The sequence below is a fragment of the Micromonospora sp. NPDC049801 genome (assembly GCF_040656575.1).
Lineage (GTDB): Bacteria > Actinomycetota > Actinomycetes > Mycobacteriales > Micromonosporaceae > Micromonospora.
Genome location: NZ_JBFAMS010000020.1, coordinates 42,615 through 57,052 on the forward strand (window position 1 = coordinate 42,615; position 14,438 = coordinate 57,052).

17 protein-coding genes are annotated in these 14,438 nt (G+C 71.4%); 6 read left to right on the forward strand and 11 right to left on the reverse strand.

Going from position 1 to position 14,438, the window contains the following annotated elements:
* Positions 1-8: 8 nt before the first annotated feature.
* Positions 9-512, forward strand: coding sequence for a DUF6328 family protein (locus AB0I89_RS29095; RefSeq protein WP_357133278.1), 504 nt, complete (start codon positions 9-11; stop codon positions 510-512).
* Between the two features lie 197 nt (positions 513-709).
* Positions 710-2,632 (forward strand): acyl-CoA dehydrogenase family protein, encoded by a 1,923-nt coding sequence (locus AB0I89_RS29100; protein WP_357133377.1) that lies wholly within the window; start codon positions 710-712, stop codon positions 2,630-2,632.
* Between the two features lie 313 nt (positions 2,633-2,945).
* On the opposite strand, the gene AB0I89_RS29105 is transcribed toward AB0I89_RS29100, so the two are convergent.
* The 9 genes from AB0I89_RS29105 to AB0I89_RS29145 form a co-directional block, all read right to left on the reverse strand.
* Complete coding sequence (locus tag AB0I89_RS29105) at positions 2,946-3,113, reverse strand: hypothetical protein (protein ID WP_357133280.1); 168 nt, start codon at positions 3,111-3,113, stop codon at positions 2,946-2,948.
* Positions 3,114-3,743: 630 nt separating this feature from the next.
* A complete protein-coding gene (locus AB0I89_RS29110) occupies positions 3,744-4,352 on the reverse strand; it encodes a hypothetical protein (protein WP_357133282.1) in 609 nt (202 codons plus the stop codon).
* 82 nt (positions 4,353-4,434) lie between these two features.
* A complete protein-coding gene (locus AB0I89_RS29115) occupies positions 4,435-4,878 on the reverse strand; it encodes a GNAT family N-acetyltransferase (RefSeq protein WP_357133284.1) in 444 nt (147 codons plus the stop codon).
* Positions 4,875-5,273: a Fur family transcriptional regulator gene (locus AB0I89_RS29120; RefSeq protein ID WP_357133286.1), complete on the reverse strand. Its 399-nt coding sequence runs from the start codon at positions 5,271-5,273 to the stop codon at positions 4,875-4,877. Before AB0I89_RS29120 ends, AB0I89_RS29115 begins: the two co-directional genes overlap by 4 nt.
* Entirely contained in the window at positions 5,270-5,569 is a 300-nt protein-coding gene (locus tag AB0I89_RS29125) for a metalloregulator ArsR/SmtB family transcription factor (RefSeq protein ID WP_282257156.1), read from the reverse strand. The genes AB0I89_RS29120 and AB0I89_RS29125 overlap by 4 nt, the downstream gene beginning before the upstream one ends.
* A 46-nt stretch (positions 5,570-5,615) precedes the next feature.
* Positions 5,616-6,482: a metal ABC transporter permease gene (locus AB0I89_RS29130; protein ID WP_357133289.1), complete on the reverse strand. Its 867-nt coding sequence runs from the start codon at positions 6,480-6,482 to the stop codon at positions 5,616-5,618.
* Positions 6,483-6,484: 2 nt separating this feature from the next.
* Entirely contained in the window at positions 6,485-7,246 is a 762-nt protein-coding gene (locus AB0I89_RS29135) for a metal ABC transporter ATP-binding protein (RefSeq protein WP_357133291.1), read from the reverse strand.
* Complete coding sequence (locus AB0I89_RS29140) at positions 7,243-8,193, reverse strand: metal ABC transporter substrate-binding protein (RefSeq protein ID WP_357133293.1); 951 nt, start codon at positions 8,191-8,193, stop codon at positions 7,243-7,245. Before AB0I89_RS29140 ends, AB0I89_RS29135 begins: the two co-directional genes overlap by 4 nt.
* Positions 8,194-8,247: 54 nt before the next feature.
* The gene (locus AB0I89_RS29145; protein ID WP_357133295.1) at positions 8,248-8,505 is read right to left on the reverse strand and encodes a hypothetical protein; all 258 of its coding nucleotides are present in this window, start codon (positions 8,503-8,505) and stop codon (positions 8,248-8,250) included.
* Between the two features lie 29 nt (positions 8,506-8,534).
* Here AB0I89_RS29145 and AB0I89_RS29150 point away from each other — a divergent pair, with 29 nt between their 5' ends.
* The 3 genes from AB0I89_RS29150 (at position 8,535) to AB0I89_RS29160 (ending at position 10,873) form a co-directional block, all read left to right on the forward strand.
* Positions 8,535-8,876 carry an antibiotic biosynthesis monooxygenase gene (locus tag AB0I89_RS29150; RefSeq protein ID WP_357133297.1) on the forward strand — a complete coding sequence of 114 codons (342 nt, stop codon included), beginning with the start codon at positions 8,535-8,537 and terminating at the stop codon, positions 8,874-8,876.
* Positions 8,877-8,899: 23 nt separating this feature from the next.
* The gene (locus AB0I89_RS29155) at positions 8,900-9,379 is read left to right on the forward strand and encodes a hypothetical protein (RefSeq protein ID WP_357133299.1); all 480 of its coding nucleotides are present in this window, start codon (positions 8,900-8,902) and stop codon (positions 9,377-9,379) included.
* Between the two features lie 114 nt (positions 9,380-9,493).
* Positions 9,494-10,873 carry a glycine--tRNA ligase gene (locus AB0I89_RS29160; RefSeq protein ID WP_357133301.1) on the forward strand — a complete coding sequence of 460 codons (1,380 nt, stop codon included), beginning with the start codon at positions 9,494-9,496 and terminating at the stop codon, positions 10,871-10,873.
* Positions 10,874-10,981: 108 nt separating this feature from the next.
* On the opposite strand, the gene AB0I89_RS29165 is transcribed toward AB0I89_RS29160, so the two are convergent.
* Positions 10,982-11,956, reverse strand: coding sequence for a type IV toxin-antitoxin system AbiEi family antitoxin domain-containing protein (locus AB0I89_RS29165; RefSeq protein WP_357133303.1), 975 nt, complete (start codon positions 11,954-11,956; stop codon positions 10,982-10,984).
* A gap of 179 nt (positions 11,957-12,135) precedes the next feature.
* Here AB0I89_RS29165 and dusB point away from each other — a divergent pair, with 179 nt between their 5' ends.
* Positions 12,136-13,299 carry a tRNA dihydrouridine synthase DusB gene (dusB, locus tag AB0I89_RS29170; RefSeq protein ID WP_357133305.1) on the forward strand — a complete coding sequence of 388 codons (1,164 nt, stop codon included), beginning with the start codon at positions 12,136-12,138 and terminating at the stop codon, positions 13,297-13,299.
* 104 nt (positions 13,300-13,403) lie between these two features.
* On the opposite strand, the gene AB0I89_RS29175 is transcribed toward dusB, so the two are convergent.
* Positions 13,404-14,063, reverse strand: a complete 660-nt coding sequence (locus AB0I89_RS29175) for a C39 family peptidase (RefSeq protein WP_357133307.1) — start codon at positions 14,061-14,063, stop codon at positions 13,404-13,406.
* Positions 14,064-14,438 lie beyond the last annotated feature (375 nt).

The following is a 14,438-nucleotide window of genomic DNA, read 5'->3' on the forward strand; positions in this document are numbered from 1 at the left end:
GGTAGCGCGTGTCCAAGGAGACCGAGAAGCAACGCTGGCAGCGCAACTTCGCCGACCTGCTCCAGGAGTTGCGGGTCGCCCAGACCGGCGTGCAGATCCTCTTCGCCTTCCTGCTCACCCTGCCGTTCAGCAACGGGTTCACCCGGACCAGCGAGTTCCAGCGCGACGTCTACATCGTCGCCCTGCTCGCCGCGGCCGCCGCCACCGCGATGATCATTTCGCCGGTGGCGTTCCACCGGGCGCTGTTCCGCCAGGGGCGCAAGCCGGAACTGGTGCGGTTCGCGCACCTCATGGCGACCGGCGGCCTCGCCTTCATGCTGATCGCCATGGTCAGCGCGGTGCTGCTGATCACCGACTTCGTGCTGGACCGGCCGATCGCCTTCGTGTTGAGCGCGCTGGCCGGGCTCTGGTTCCTCGTCTTCTGGGTGATCCTGCCGTTCGCCCGCCGCAACTGGGGTGACGACGACATCGACGACGAGGACGACGACCCGGACACGCTCAGCGTGGGCTGATCTTCGTCGATGTTCCCGCCACGCTACCCCTGGGTAACAACCGGGGGTAGCGTGGCGTTAGTCGCACACGTCGAGCAGCCGCACCGAGCTTCGAGGGGGCAGCCGTGACCACGACACAGGACGGCCGACCGGCACCGGACGGCCCCGAATCCGGTCCTGCCCCCGAACCCGGTGCCTCGGCCGGCACCGCCGCGCCGCTGCCCGCCGAGGCGGGCCAGGTCTCGGAGAAGGAGGCCCGCCGAGTCGCCGAGGCCGCCCGCGAGTCCACCTGGGACCGTCCCAGCTTCGGCAAGGAACTGTTCCTCGGCCGGTTCCGGCTCGACCTCATCGACCCGTGGCCGCGCTCCGACCCGGACGACGTGGCCCGCGCTGAGGAGTTCCTCGGCCAGCTGCGCTCCTTCGTCACCTCCGAGGTGGACGGCGCGGCCATCGAGCGGGACGCCTCCATCCCCGACTCCGTCTTCCACGGTCTCGCCGACCTCGGCGCGTTCGGCATGAAGATCGACCGGAAGTACGGCGGCCTCGGGCTGAGCAACCTGCACTACTGCCGGGCCCTGATGCTGGCCGGCTCGGCCAGCCCGGCGATCGGCGCGCTGCTCTCGGCCCACCAGTCGATCGGCGTGCCGCAACCGCTGAAGATGTTCGGCACCGCCGAGCAGAAGCAGCGTTTCCTGCCCCGACTCGCCGCAGGGGAGGTCTCCGCGTTCCTGCTCACCGAGCCGGACGTCGGCTCCGACCCGGCGCGCCTCGCCACCACCGCCGAACCGACCGACGACGGCACCGGTTACCGGCTCAACGGCGTGAAACTCTGGGCCACCAACGGCACCGTGGCCACCCTGCTGGTGGTGATGGCCCGGGTGCCCGCCACCGAAGGTCGACGCGGCGGCATCACCGCGTTCGTGGTGGACGGCGACAGCGCCGGCATCACCGTGGAACGGCGCAACGAGTTCGTCGGCCTGCGCGGCCTGGAAAACAGCCTGACCCGTTTCCACGACGTCTTCGTGCCCGCCGAGAACGTCATCGGCGGCGAGGGCAAGGGCCTCAAGATCGCCCTGACCACGCTGAACACCGGCCGGCTCTCCCTACCGGCCATGTGCGTGGGCGCCGGCAAGTGGGCGCTGCACGTGGCCCGGGGATGGGCCGCCGACCGCGTCCAGTGGGGACGACCGGTGGGCGAGCACGAGGCCGTCGCCCAGAAGCTCTCCTTCATCGCCGCGACCACGTACGGCATGGAGACCATGCTCGACCTGTGCTGCCTGCTCGCCGACGACGACCGCAACGACATCCGGATCGAGGCGGCGCTGGTCAAGCTCTACGCCAGTGAGATGGCCTGGAAGATCGCCGACGAGCTGGTCCAGATCCGGGGCGGGCGCGGCTACGAGACCGCCGACTCGCTGGCCGCCCGCGGCGAACGCCCGGCCAACGTCGAGCAGGTGCTCCGCGACCTGCGCATCAACCGGATCTTCGAGGGCTCCACCGAGATCATGCACCTGCTGATCGCCCGGGAGGCCGTCGACGCCCACCTGTCGGTGGCCGGCGACATCATCGACCCGGAGGCGGGGCTCGGCCGCAAGGCCCGCGCCGGCGCCCGAGCGGGAGCGTTCTACGCGCGGTGGCTGCCGACCCTCACGGTCGGCAAGGGCCAGAGCCCATCGGCGTACGCCGAGTTCGGCCCCCTCGCCGGCCACCTGCGCCAAGTGGAACGCTCCTCGCGCAAGCTGGCCCGTTCGACGTTCTACGCGATGTCCCGTTGGCAGGGAAAGATGGAGCGCAAGCAGGCGTTCCTCGGGCGCATCGTGGACATCGGCGCGGAGCTGTTCGCGATGTCCGCCGTCTGCGTCCGCGCGTCCGCCGAACGTGACTCCCACCCGGAGAACGTCGAGCTGGCCGACCTGTTCTGCCGGCAGGCCCGCGTTCGGGTGGACGCGCTGTTCGCCGCCCTCTGGGACAACACCGACTCGGTCGACACCGCCGCCGCCAAGCGGATCCTCGCAGGCCGCTACGCGAGCGTGGAGGAGGGCGTCGTCACCCCGTCCGCCGAACTGCCCTGGGTGGCCCGCTGGGAGCCCGGCCCGTCCACCGCCGAGGACGTCCGCCGCCGTATCCCCCCGAAACCGTAACGTTCGCGACAGGTCCCCCGCCCCATCGGCGGGGACGATCGCGGCGTTGGCAGGGAGATCGTGCTCGATCCTGGATCCAGTGGCATCCCTCCGACCCCGAGGCCACTACTTCCTGGTTCGAGCACGATCGCGGCTCGGCTCGGCGCGGCTCGGCTCGGCGCGGCTCGGCTCGGCGCGGCGCGGCGCGGCGCGGCGCGGCTCGGCTCGGGGCGCGGGTCGGGGCGGCGCGGCGCGGGTCGGCGCGGCGCGGCGCGGGTCGGGGCGGCGCGGGTCGGGGCGGCGCGGGGCGCGGGTCGGGTCGGGGCGGGGCACGTCAGCGGGCGACCGCCCAGGCCAACACCCCGGCCAGGATCAGACCGTTGAGCACGGCCAGCGCGAGGTACGCGGCGGGCGGGATCTTCTTGCCCCGGCGGACGAAGGAGACCAGCACGGCGGCGTAGCCGAGCAGCAGGACGGCGATGACGATCAGGAAGTAGAACACCCGACGACCTTAACGGCCTGCACCCGCCCCTCCGAGCCGCCGCCACACCCCCGCCCCCGCGCCCCCCGCCCCCGCGGCCCGGGTCCGGTGTCCGCGCCGATCTTGCACTTTCGGTCGTCAACTCGGCACGGTATGCCCCTTTAGTCACCACAGAAAGTGCAAGATCGCGAGGTGGTCACCGCCCGACCTCGTCGATCATGGAGTTGTGGTGCCTGTTATGGGGGTTGACGGGTGCTTTGTCGCCCACCAGAACTCCATGATCGACGGGCGAGGGTGCGGGCGGGGTGGGGCGGACGTGGGGGTGGGGGTGAGGGCGCGCCCGTGGGCGGGGGCTTGGGCGCGGCTGGGTGAGGGTGACGGTCGGCGTGAGGGCGTGTGGCGGGGGTGAGGGTGACGGTCTCGGCGTGAGGGCACGTGGCGGGGGCGAGGGCGTGGGCGCGTGGGGAGGGCGCGTGGGGAGGGCGAGAGCGTGGGCGCGGGTGGGCGCGTGGCGGGGGCGTGGGCGCGTGGCGAGGGCGAGGGCGTGGGCCCGGGTGGGCCCGGGTGGGCCCGGGTGGGCGCGTCGAGGGTGCGTCGAGGGCGCGTGGCGAGCGCGAAGGTGGGCGTGCGGGCGTGAGGTGAGGGCTGGGGTTAGCGGGATTTGTGGCGGAGGCCTAGGTGGCGTAGTTCCAGGGCGGCCAGGGCGTCGACGGTGTCGTCGTCGCCGCGTCGCCACGCCTCGGCGACGTCGGGCGCGATCCGGGTGAGGCGGCCCAGCGGTTGGGTGGCCAGCGCGCGCAGCGCGAGCAGGTCCCGTCCGGCGGGTACGGCGGCGAGCTTGGCGGCCGAGCCGGCGCGGCGCATCCAGCGCAGCCGCAGCGGCAGCCAACCGAAGAGCACCAGACCGAGCGGGAAGATCAGCACCGCGACGGCGAGGGCGAGGGCGAGTTGGTCGACGAGGTGCTGCTGCTCCCGGCCGGCGTCGGCGAGCCCTCGGGCGGCGTCGGCGGCGCGCTGGAAGGGCGCGGTCAGCTCGTCACCGACCAGCGGTACCCGGCGTACCTTGCCGCCGGCGTCGGCGAGGTTGTCGGCGAGGCCACTGCCCGCGCCCTCCAGCTTCTGCCCGGGTACGGCGAGCTTCTGCACCAGGTCGTGCAGCCAGAGGGCGGCGCGGATCGCGGCGTACACCCAGATGACGACGAGCAGGTCGGTGAGCAACTGACGGACGGCGGTCGGAAACCGATCGGCGTAGATCTTCACGTCGGACAGCGTGCCACGAACGACGACGGCCCGGCACCCGTCGATTCGGTGGCCGGACCGGAGGGCGGGAACCAGCCGTCGATCAGGCGAGCCGCAGGTCCACGAACGCGATGGTGTCGCCCGGTAGGACGTACCGTTCGGTCTCGACGAAGCCGTGGTGGCGGGCGAACCGCAGGCCCTCGTCGTTGGACGCCAGGACGACGGTTTCGATGGTCTGCGCGCCCAGCTCACGGGCCCGGGCCAGCCCGCGCTGGTAGATCTGCTCCCCGTAGCCGTGCCGGCGGCTCTCGGGTAGCACCCGGGCGATCACGGTCGCGGCGTCGGGTGCCGGGGGACGTACGGTCGAGCAGCCCACGGCGACCCCGTCGGCGTACGCGACCTCAAGGATGTGGCGCTGGGCGCGAGCGGCGATCTCGTCGGCCGACAGGGGCGCCGTCGGGATGATCGAGTTGTGGATGTGCTGCCAGTCGCGCAGCGCCGTCTCAGCGCCCGCGGACTGGACCGGCGTGAACCGAAGGCCCGTCATCGGACACAGGTCGGGCAGGTGCCGAAGATCTCCAGGGTGTGGCTGACGTCGGCGTACCCGTGCTCGGCGGCGACTCGGTCCGCCCAGCTCTCCACCGCCGGGCCGGCGACCTCGACCGTCCGCCCGCAGGCCCGGCAGACCAGGTGGTGGTGGTGGCCCTCGCTGCACCGGCGGTAGAGGTGCTCGCCACCGGGCGGGCGCATCACGTCGATCTCGCCCGCGTCGGCCAGCCCCTGGAGGGTGCGGTAGACGGTGGTCAGGCCGACCCGCTCGCCGCGCTGCCGGAGCATCGCGTGCAGATCCTGGGCGCTGTGGAAGCCCTCCATCTCGCCCAGCAGCGCGCTCACCGCCGAGCGCTGCCGGGTGTTGCGTACGGCGGCGTTGCTCTCGCTCATGATCCCTCCCCCGCGTGACTGACCGCGTCCGCCACGATGTGCGCGACGTGCTCGTCGACCAGGCTGTAGGCGATCTCCCGACCGCGCCGCGAGCCCCGCACCACGCCCGCCCCGCGCAGCACCCGCAGGTGCTGGGAGACCAGCGGCTGCGCGGCGCCCAGCTTCTCCACCAGCTCGTGCACGCACCGCTCGCCGTCGGCGAGTTCGCTGACGATGGCCAGCCGGATGGGCGCGGACAAGGCTCGGAGCAGTTCGCTGGCTCCGTCGAAACCCTCGTAGCCCGTTGCGCTGGTCATCTTGCAACGGTAACCAATACCACCGACATCCGCCGATCCGGCACGGCTAGTCCAGCACGACCTCGTGCGGCTCCAGGGCTGGTACGAGCGCCGGCGCGGTGCGGCGGTGCCGCCTACGCCAGATCGTCCCGGCGACGGCCATCACCAGGAAGGAGGCGATCGCCAGCAGTACCACCGAGGCCCCGGGCGGGGTGTCGGCGCTGGCGGCCACCCAGACACCCGAGCCGGCGGCGAGGAACCCGAGCGCCATGGCGGCGGTCATCGTGCTGCGGAAGCCCCGGGTGACCTGCTGGGCGGCGGCCACCGGAACCACCATCAGCGCGCTGATCAGCAACACGCCGACGGCCCGCATCGCGATGGTGACCGTGACCGCGGTGGTGACCGCGATCAGCAGGTTGAGCGTGCGCACCGGGAGGCCGGAGACGCGGGCGTACTCCTCGTCGTGGCTGATCGCGAAGAGCGCCGGTCGCAGGGCGATCATGGTGATCAGGATCGCCGCACCGAGCACTCCGACGGTGATCAGGTCGTTGGTCGAGGTGGAGAGCAACGATCCGAACAGGTAGGCGTTGAGGTTGGCGCTCGTCGCGTCCGAGAGGCCGACCAGCAGGACGCCACCGGCGATGCCGCCGTAGAAGAGCAGGGCCAGGGCCAGATCGCCGGAGGTACGCCCGCGGGCGCGGACCAGCTCGATGGTGATCGCGCCGACGGTGGCGACGATCACCGCCACCAGCACCGGTGAGCGGTTCAGGAGCAGGCCTGCGCCGACACCCGTCAACGCCACGTGGCCGATGCCGTCGCCGATCAGCGTCAGTCGGCGCTGCACCAGGTAGATGCCGAGCGCCGGAGCGGCCAGGCCGATCACCAGCGCGCCGATCAGGGCACGCTGCATGTAGGGGTACTGGAAGAGTTCCATCGTTAGTTGCTCCACAGCCCGGCGGGCTCGTCGGGACCGTGCGGGTGCACGTGGTCGTGGTCGGGCTCGGCGTGGTGGCCGGCCGGGTCCGGGACCGGGCCGTCGTGACAGATGCCGCCCTGGTGGACGACGACCGCCCGGCTGATCACCGGTCGCAACGGGCCCAGCTCGTGGGCCACCAGCAGCACCGTCCCGCCGTCGGAGACGAAGTCGCGCAACGCGCCCGCGAACGCCTCCTGGCTGGCCGCGTCCACCCCGGCGGTGGGCTCGTCGAGGATCAGCAACTCCGGCTTACCGGCCAGCGCGCGGGCGATCAGGGTGCGCTGCTGTTGACCGCCGGAGAGGGTGGACACCGGATCGGTGGCCCGGTCGGCGAGCCCGACCGCCCGCAGCGCCGCGTCGACGGCGGCCCGGTCGGCGGCGCCGGGCGGGCGCAGGATGCCCCGGCGGGCCAGCCGGCCGGAGGCCACCACCTCACGGACGGTGGCGGGCACGCCCGACCCGGCGCCGAGGCGCTGCGGGACGTACCCGATGCGCTGCCACTGGCGGAACTGGCGCAACGGCCGGTCGAAGAGGGTGATCGAGCCGGAGCTGAGCGGCACCAGGCCGAGGATCGTGCGGATCAGCGTGGACTTGCCGGAGCCGTTGGCGCCGAGCACCGCGACCACCTCCCCGGCGGTCACGGTGAACGAGACGTCCCGGAGCACGGTGCGGCCGTCGTAGCCGACCGCGCCGTGTTCGACGGTGATGACAGGGGTGCTCATGAGCAGCTCAACGCCGTCCGCAGGGTCCGCAGGTTGGTACGCATCACCGAAAAGTAGTCGGCGTCGCTGCCCGCTGCGAGTCCTTCGATCGGATCGAGCACCGCGGTCTTCGCGCCGACCTGACCGGCGATGGTCTCGGCGACCTTCGGGCTGACCAGCGCCTCGAAGAAGATCGTGGTGGCGTGGTGCTCCTTCGCCTCCTCGATGACCTGGGCGAGCCGCTGTGGCGAGGGCTCGACGTCGGGGCTGAGCCCGGTGATGCCGACCTGGTCGAGGCGGTAGCGGTCGGCGAGGTAGCCGAACGCGGTGTGGCTGGTCACGATCTCGCGTCGCTGGCAGGTCGCCAGGCCCTTGGTGAACTCGCCGTCGAGGGTGGTCAGGTCGGCGCGCAGGGCCGCGGCGCGGGCGGTGTAGTCGGCGGCGTGCTTCTCATCGACCGTGCCGAGCTGTTGGGCGAGCTTGTCGCCGATGGTGGCGAGCCGGATCGGGTCGAGCCAGACGTGCGGGTCCTTGGCGTGCCCGTGCCCCTCCTCGCCCTCCTCGTCGCCCTCGTGGTTGTGGCCGCCGGCGCTCGCGTCCATCAGCGGCTGCACGCTGGCCACGTCGAACACGGGTGCGTCGTCGTCCTGCGCGATCGCCTCGTCCACCGCGGGCTGGAAGCCCTTGAGGTAGACGATCAGCTCGGCTTCGGTGATGTCACCGACCTGGCGCGGGCTCAGCTCCAGGTCGTGCGGCTCGGCGCCGGGCTTGGCCAGGTTGGTGACGCGGACGGCGTCGCCGCCGACGCGCTCGGCGACGAACTGGAGTGGGTAGAACGCGGCCACCACATCGACCCGTTGGGGATCGGCGCCGGCCGGGCCGGCGGTGGAGCAGCCGGCGGCGGCGCCCAGGGCGATCAGGGCGGTCGCGGCGGCGGCCAGGACACGGGACGTGGTGCGGTTGCTCATGCCGCCAACTGTCCGTGGTAACGACAATGATTGTCAAAAACGCATGCTTGCATGTCAGAGCAGCTTCGCCAGGCCCACCGTCACCAGCAGAGTCAGCATCAGCAGTCGGACCACCCTCGTCTGCGGCGCCTGAACCGACCACGTGGTCGCCAACAGGACGATCAGGGCGGCGGCGAGGGCCAGCGTCAGCAGGCCGCCGACCACCCCCGGCGTGAAGAACGCCACCAGCACCACCACCAGGGTGAGCAGGAACACCGACGTCGGGTTCGCCCCGGCCAACCGGGCCAGCAGAGGGCGCTGCGTACGCTGCATCCCACAGACTCTACGAGGAGGAACCCCCGGTGCTGGTGACCAACCGGTTCGTGGTCGACGTCGATGTCGCCGACGGCTTCACCGAACGGGCGCACGCCGCCCTCACCGCGCTGGCCGCCTGCCCCGGCTACCTGCGCGGCCAACTCGTCCGGGCCCTGGACGACCCCCGGTACTGGTCCCTGGTTACCGAGTGGGAGACGGTCGGCACCTACCGGCGGGCGCTGGGCGGCTTCGAGGTCAAGGTGAGCGCGGTGCCGTTGCTCGCCGAGTCGGTCGACGAGCCGTCCGCGTACGAGGCGCTGGCCAGCGCCGCGCCGGGCGGAGCCGTGGTGGTCGCCGAGAGTGATCGGGCCGCAGGTCCTTACCGCTGAGACTCGGGCACTACCCTGCTCCTATGACCGCACCCGCCCCGCCGCCCGGTCCCGGTGTGGCTCCGCCCTTCGCCGCGCCTCCCACCGAGGGGCGTCGTACCCGGCTCTGGATCGGACTCGGCGTCGGCGCCCTCGCCGTGCTGCTCTGCTGCGGCGGGGGTGGCACGGCCATCGTGGGCCTGGCCGTGAGCGGCGTGCAGGCGGTACGCGAGCAGGGCCGCACGGTGACCGGCGACTACTACCAGGCGCTCGTCGAGCGCAACTACGGCCGGGCGTACGACCAGCTCTGCGACGACGCGCAGCGGCGCGAGTCCCGCCCCGAGTTCGAGCGGCGGGCGGCCGCCGAGCCGCAGGTCACCGCGTTCCGGGTGGGTGAGGTGGACACCACCAACCTCACCGTGCCGGTGGACGTGACCCTGGACGGCGGCGACCGGGAGCGTCAGCAGGTCAGCCTGGGTCAGGACGGTCAGACCGGTGGCATGGAGGTCTGCGGGGTGAGCTGACCCGCCCCCGGTATTCTGCTGGGCTCGGGGCGACGGTGGTCGTACCGTTGTTCCGAACCGACCGTTCCATCCACATCTCGCCCCCGCCGACCGCCAGCCGGCGTAGGAGGAAACATGCCAGCCGACCGTATCGACGCCGTCGTCAGCCTCGCCAAGCGCCGAGGCTTCGTCTTCCCCTCCAGCGAGATCTACGGAGGCACCCGGTCGGCGTGGGACTACGGTCCGCTCGGCGTGGAGCTGAAGGAGAACGTCCGCCGGCAGTGGTGGAAGACCATGGTCCAGCAGCGCGACGACGTCGTCGGCCTCGACTCCGCGGTGATCCTGGCCCGCAAGGTATGGGAGGCGTCCGGCCACATCGCCGAGTTCGTCGACCCGCTCACCGAGTGCCAGTTCTGCCACAAGCGGTTCCGGGCGGACCACATCGAGGAGGCGTACGAGGCCAAGCACGGCCACGCGCCCACCTCGCTCGCCGAGGTCAACTGCCCCAACTGCGGCAACAAGGGCACCTTCACCGAGCCGAAGATGTTCAACGGCCTCATGAAGACGTACCTGGGCCCGGTGGAGAGCGACGAGGGGATGCACTACCTGCGCCCGGAGACCGCGCAGGGCATCTTCGTCAACTACAAGAACGTCGAGACGGTCGCCCGCAAGAAGCCCCCGTTCGGCATCGCGCAGACCGGCAAGTCGTTCCGCAACGAGATCACCCCGGGCAACTTCATCTTCCGGACCCGCGAGTTCGAGCAGATGGAGATGGAGTTCTTCGTCGAGCCGGGCACCGACGAGCAGTGGCACGAGTACTGGCTCCAGGAGCGCTGGAACTGGTACCTCGACCTCGGCCTGTCGGCGGACAATCTGCGCCTGTACGAGCACCCCGCCGAGAAGCTGTCGCACTACTCGAAGCGCACCGTCGACATCGAGTACCGGTTCCAGTTCGGCGGGACCGAGTTCGCCGAGCTGGAGGGTGTCGCCAACCGCACCGACTTCGACCTCTCCACGCACAGCAAGCACTCCGGCGTCGACCTGTCGTACTTCGACCAGACCAAGAGCGAGCGCTGGATGCCGTACGTCATCGAGCCGGCCGCCGGTCTGACCCGGGCGGTGCTCGCCTTCCTGCTCGAGGCGTACGACGAGGACGAGGCCCCGAACACCAAGGGTGGCGTGGACAAGCGCACGGTGATGCGGTTCGACCCGCGCCTGGCCCCGGTCAAGGTGGCGGTGCTGCCGCTGTCGCGTAACGAGGCGCTGTCGCCCAAGGCGAAGGACCTCGCCGCGCTGCTGCGCAAGCGTTGGGTGGTGGAGTTCGACGACTCGCAGGCCATCGGCCGCCGCTACCGCCGGCAGGACGAGATCGGCACCCCGTTCTGCGTGACCGTCGACTTCGACACCCTGGACGACAACGCCGTGACGGTCCGGAACCGGGACACCATGGGTCAGGAGCGCGTCTCCCTGGACCAGGTCGAGCGGTACCTCATCGAGCGCCTCCCCGGCTGCTGACGTGTAAGGAAGGGCCCCTTCTTAACGCCTCAGGTATAGGAGGGGCCCCTTCCTAACTCTGCTGCTGCGAGCTGAACCGAGCGGAGTCGTGTCGGCCGTCGTACTCGATCAGGTCCTGGCATTTTCCGGGTCGGCCGGATCGACCCGGACCCGGAGCGTGGCTCCGACGCCCTGCCGGGACTCGTACGCGTCCTCGACAGTTCGTCGAATGCGGTCCGGATGACGTCGGAGCTGCGCTGGCGTCACGTGCAGAACTAGGACACCGTGCCGGCTCAGCTCGTTGTGCCGCTCCAGCGTCCGAGCCCAGTCACTCGGGCTGAAGTGGTACTCCTGTGAATCGACCTCCAGCGCCACCGCCGAATCGGGCAGGTACCCGTCCGGCGTCGGCAATACCGCCCCGTCGAGTGTGCGAAGGCGAGGATTCCAGCGAATCCGCGGCAGGATCGGGCTGTCTGCCAGGCACTCACGCAGCTCCGCCTCCGGAGCTGACCGGGTGCCGGCCACGACCTCCGCGTACGCCATCCTGACCAGCGCGGTGCGACTGCGCCGCGCCCGGCGGATCTCCTCGTCCAACCTGCGTAGGTCGGTGAACCCGCGCTGGATGGACTCGGCGACGACGGCCCGCACAGGGCGAAGCTGCCCAAGGTCACGGGCCGCGTCCACCACCGCCCGCGCTGGCGAACAAACGGGGTAGGGCGCGCTCGAACGCGGCCGGCTGTCCAGTGCCAAGGCTCGCCGAACAACGGCGTAGCCCGCCGACCGACGCCGCGCGTAGTGCGGCACGACCAGGTGTACGTCGGTGTTACGCGGAATCTGCCGGAACCCATACCAGGTGAGCGCGGCCAAGCTGGTCAGCTGCGCCTGCGGCCCGGCGTAGAGCGCGGCGGAGATCCGCCGTTGTTCATCGGTCAGCATGCCCGTGAACAGGGCGTACGTCGCTGGCAGGACGCGTTGCCACTGGCCGCGCCGGGCCTGGCGGTAGAGGTACATGTCGTTGTAGCCGGCGGCGAGCAACTGAGCCCGGGTGGCGATCTGCTGCTGCCGCTCGACCACTGCCGCCAGCTCGGGTGGATGTTCACGCATGAGGGGCAGCCTGACTGCGGGAAGCAGCCCGCGTCATGCCCTGCCGTACGGCCTGTGGAAACTCCGGCGGGGTGTGGATAACTCCGTTGATCATGCGGCGGTGTGATATGCGTCGTGTGAGGAAGGGGCCCTTCCTATGCGCTAGGCGGTAAGGAGGGGCCGTTCCTTACACTTGTGCGGTGACCGTGCCCGCGCTGCGCCCGCTGACCCTCGGGCCGTACCAGGTGTCACCGCCGGTGGTGCTCGCGCCGATGGCCGGGATCACCAACATTGGCTTCCGCCGGCTCTGCCGTGAGCAGGGCGGCGGCATCTACGTCTGCGAGATGATCACGACCCGGGCGCTGGTCGAGCGGAACCCGAAGACGCTGCGCATGATCGCCTTCGGCGACGACGAGCAGCCACGCAGCCTCCAGCTCTACGGCACCGACCCGGAGATCACCGCCGCCGCCGTGCGGATCGTCGTCGAGCGGAACCTGGCCGACCACATCGACCTCAACTTCGGCTGCCCCGTACCCAAGGTCACCCGGCGGGGCGGTGGCGCGGCGCTGCCGTGGCGGCGCCGGCTCTTCGCCCGCCTGGTGAAGGCCGCGGTGGACGCCGCCGCACCCTCCGGCGTGCCGGTCACGGTCAAGATGCGCAAGGGCATCGACGACGACCACCTGACGTACGTCGAGGCCGGGCTCGCCGCGCAGGAGGCCGGCGTCGCCGCGGTGGCCCTGCACGGGCGTACGGCCTCGCAGCGCTACTCGGGCACCGCCGACTGGGACGCGATTGCCACCCTGAAGCAGGCCCTGGACGTGCCGGTGCTCGGCAACGGCGACATCTGGGAGGCCGACGACGCGCTGCGGATGGTCGCCCACACCGGCGTCGACGGCGTGGTCGTGGGTCGCGGCTGCCTGGGACGGCCGTGGCTCTTCGCCGACCTGGAGGCCGCCTTCACCGGTCGGCCGGAGCGGCGGCTGCCCACCCTCGGCGAGGTGGCGGTGACCATGCGCCGGCACGCCGAGCTGCTGGTCGACCAGTTCGTGGCGGGCGCTCGCAACCCGGCCCGGGGTGAGCGGGACGGCTGCACCGACTTCCGCAAGCACGTCGCCTGGTACCTGAAGGGTTTCCCGGTCGGCGGCGACCTGCGCCGCTCGCTGGCGATGATCGAGAGCCTGGCCCAGCTCGACGACCTGCTCGGCAAGCTCGACCCGGCAGAGCCCTTCCCGCTGACCGCGCTGGGTCAGCCGCGCGGGCGTACCAACTCGCCGGGCAAGGTCGCCCTGCCGGACGGCTGGCTGGCCAGCCGGGACGACGACACCGTCCCCGAGGGCGCCGAGATGGACGACTCCGGCGGCTGACGGCCGGCGGCGGAGGCGCGCTCCGCGACAGACCTGACGACATGCGAACAAGGGCCGGACCCCGGGTGCGGGGTCCGGCCCTTGTCGGTGGTGCGGGTCGCGGGTCAGCTGGTGGCGTAGCCGCGGGTGGCGATCCAGTCGGCGAGGTGCTCGATGGTGATCTGGTACGAGGCGGTGTCCGGGTTGGCGGAGTCGGCGATCGTGACGACGTTGCCGTTGTCGCGGTAGCCGGTCACGCTGATGTAGTGCCCGCCCTCGTAGGAGTGGGTGTTGCCGTCGGTGTCGGTGCTGGTGCCGGCGATGTTGGCGACCACGGCCCGACCGTCGTCCACGGTCTTGACCACGTCGGCGCGCAGCGTGTCGGTCTGCTTGGCGTCAGCGTCGGGGCTGCTGATCTCCACCGACCGGTAGGCGTCGGCCTTGCCGGTCTCCTTGTTCAGCACCGGGGTGATGTCGTTGATGCTGTTGGTGCCGGCCTCGGTGGTGCCCATCTCCTTGGCCATGGCGTCCACGTCGATGTTCTTACCCTGCACGCTCAGCGCGTTACGGGTAGCGGCGGGGCCGCAGTAGTAGAAGTTCGGCTGCGCCTCGTACCGCACGCCGAGCTCCCGCTCACCGTGACCCTTGCGGTCGGAAACCGTCTGGGTGCTGGGCTTGGCGTCGGACATGGCGTACGCGGCGGTCACCGGACCAGCGATCGCTCCACCGGTGAAGGCGAGGCCAGCGGCGGTCAGGGCGGTCTTACGAATCAGATCGGTACGCATGATGGCGTGCTCCTCTGCTTCATCGGGGGATACGCACTCGGCACACGGGGGTGTGCCGGACGGAAGTTCTTGGGGATCGGCCCGGCGACCCGGCGGGGCCTGCTCGGGGGTGTCCCGGAGGGTGGTGCAACGGTCCGGGCCAGCGGATCATTCCCGCCGGGGAACCGGGTACGGCCGGTGGTGCTCGGCCGTGCGGGGATGTAACGACGCCGACCTGGCGGGTGTTCCCGGCGGGGGCTGCCCGCGAGCCGGCGTGGCGGTGCTCGGTGGTGCGGGGGGTGTAACGACGCCGACCTGGCGGGTGTTCCCGGCGGGGGCTGCCCGCGAGCCGGCGTGGCGGTGCTCGGTGGTGCGGGGGGTGTAACGACGCCGACC

Excerpts from the sequence above, each read along its gene's own strand:
- AB0I89_RS29115 (WP_357133284.1), bottom strand. The coding sequence starts at position 4,878 with ATGACGGGCCTTCGGTTCACGCCGGTCCAGTCCGCGGGCGCTGAGACG.
- AB0I89_RS29120 (WP_357133286.1), bottom strand. The coding sequence starts at position 5,273 with ATGAGCGAGAGCAACGCCGCCGTACGCAACACCCGGCAGCGCTCGGCG.
- AB0I89_RS29125 (WP_282257156.1), bottom strand. The coding sequence starts at position 5,569 with ATGACCAGCGCAACGGGCTACGAGGGTTTCGACGGAGCCAGCGAACTG.
- AB0I89_RS29130 (WP_357133289.1), bottom strand. The coding sequence starts at position 6,482 with ATGGAACTCTTCCAGTACCCCTACATGCAGCGTGCCCTGATCGGCGCG.
- AB0I89_RS29135 (WP_357133291.1), bottom strand. The coding sequence starts at position 7,246 with ATGAGCACCCCTGTCATCACCGTCGAACACGGCGCGGTCGGCTACGAC.
- AB0I89_RS29140 (WP_357133293.1), bottom strand. The coding sequence starts at position 8,193 with ATGAGCAACCGCACCACGTCCCGTGTCCTGGCCGCCGCCGCGACCGCC.
- AB0I89_RS29145 (WP_357133295.1), bottom strand. The coding sequence starts at position 8,505 with ATGCAGCGTACGCAGCGCCCTCTGCTGGCCCGGTTGGCCGGGGCGAAC.
- AB0I89_RS29155 (WP_357133299.1), top strand. The coding sequence starts at position 8,900 with ATGACCGCACCCGCCCCGCCGCCCGGTCCCGGTGTGGCTCCGCCCTTC.
- AB0I89_RS29160 (WP_357133301.1), top strand. The coding sequence starts at position 9,494 with ATGCCAGCCGACCGTATCGACGCCGTCGTCAGCCTCGCCAAGCGCCGA.
- AB0I89_RS29165 (WP_357133303.1), bottom strand. The coding sequence starts at position 11,956 with ATGCGTGAACATCCACCCGAGCTGGCGGCAGTGGTCGAGCGGCAGCAG.
- AB0I89_RS29175 (WP_357133307.1), bottom strand. The coding sequence starts at position 14,063 with ATGCGTACCGATCTGATTCGTAAGACCGCCCTGACCGCCGCTGGCCTC.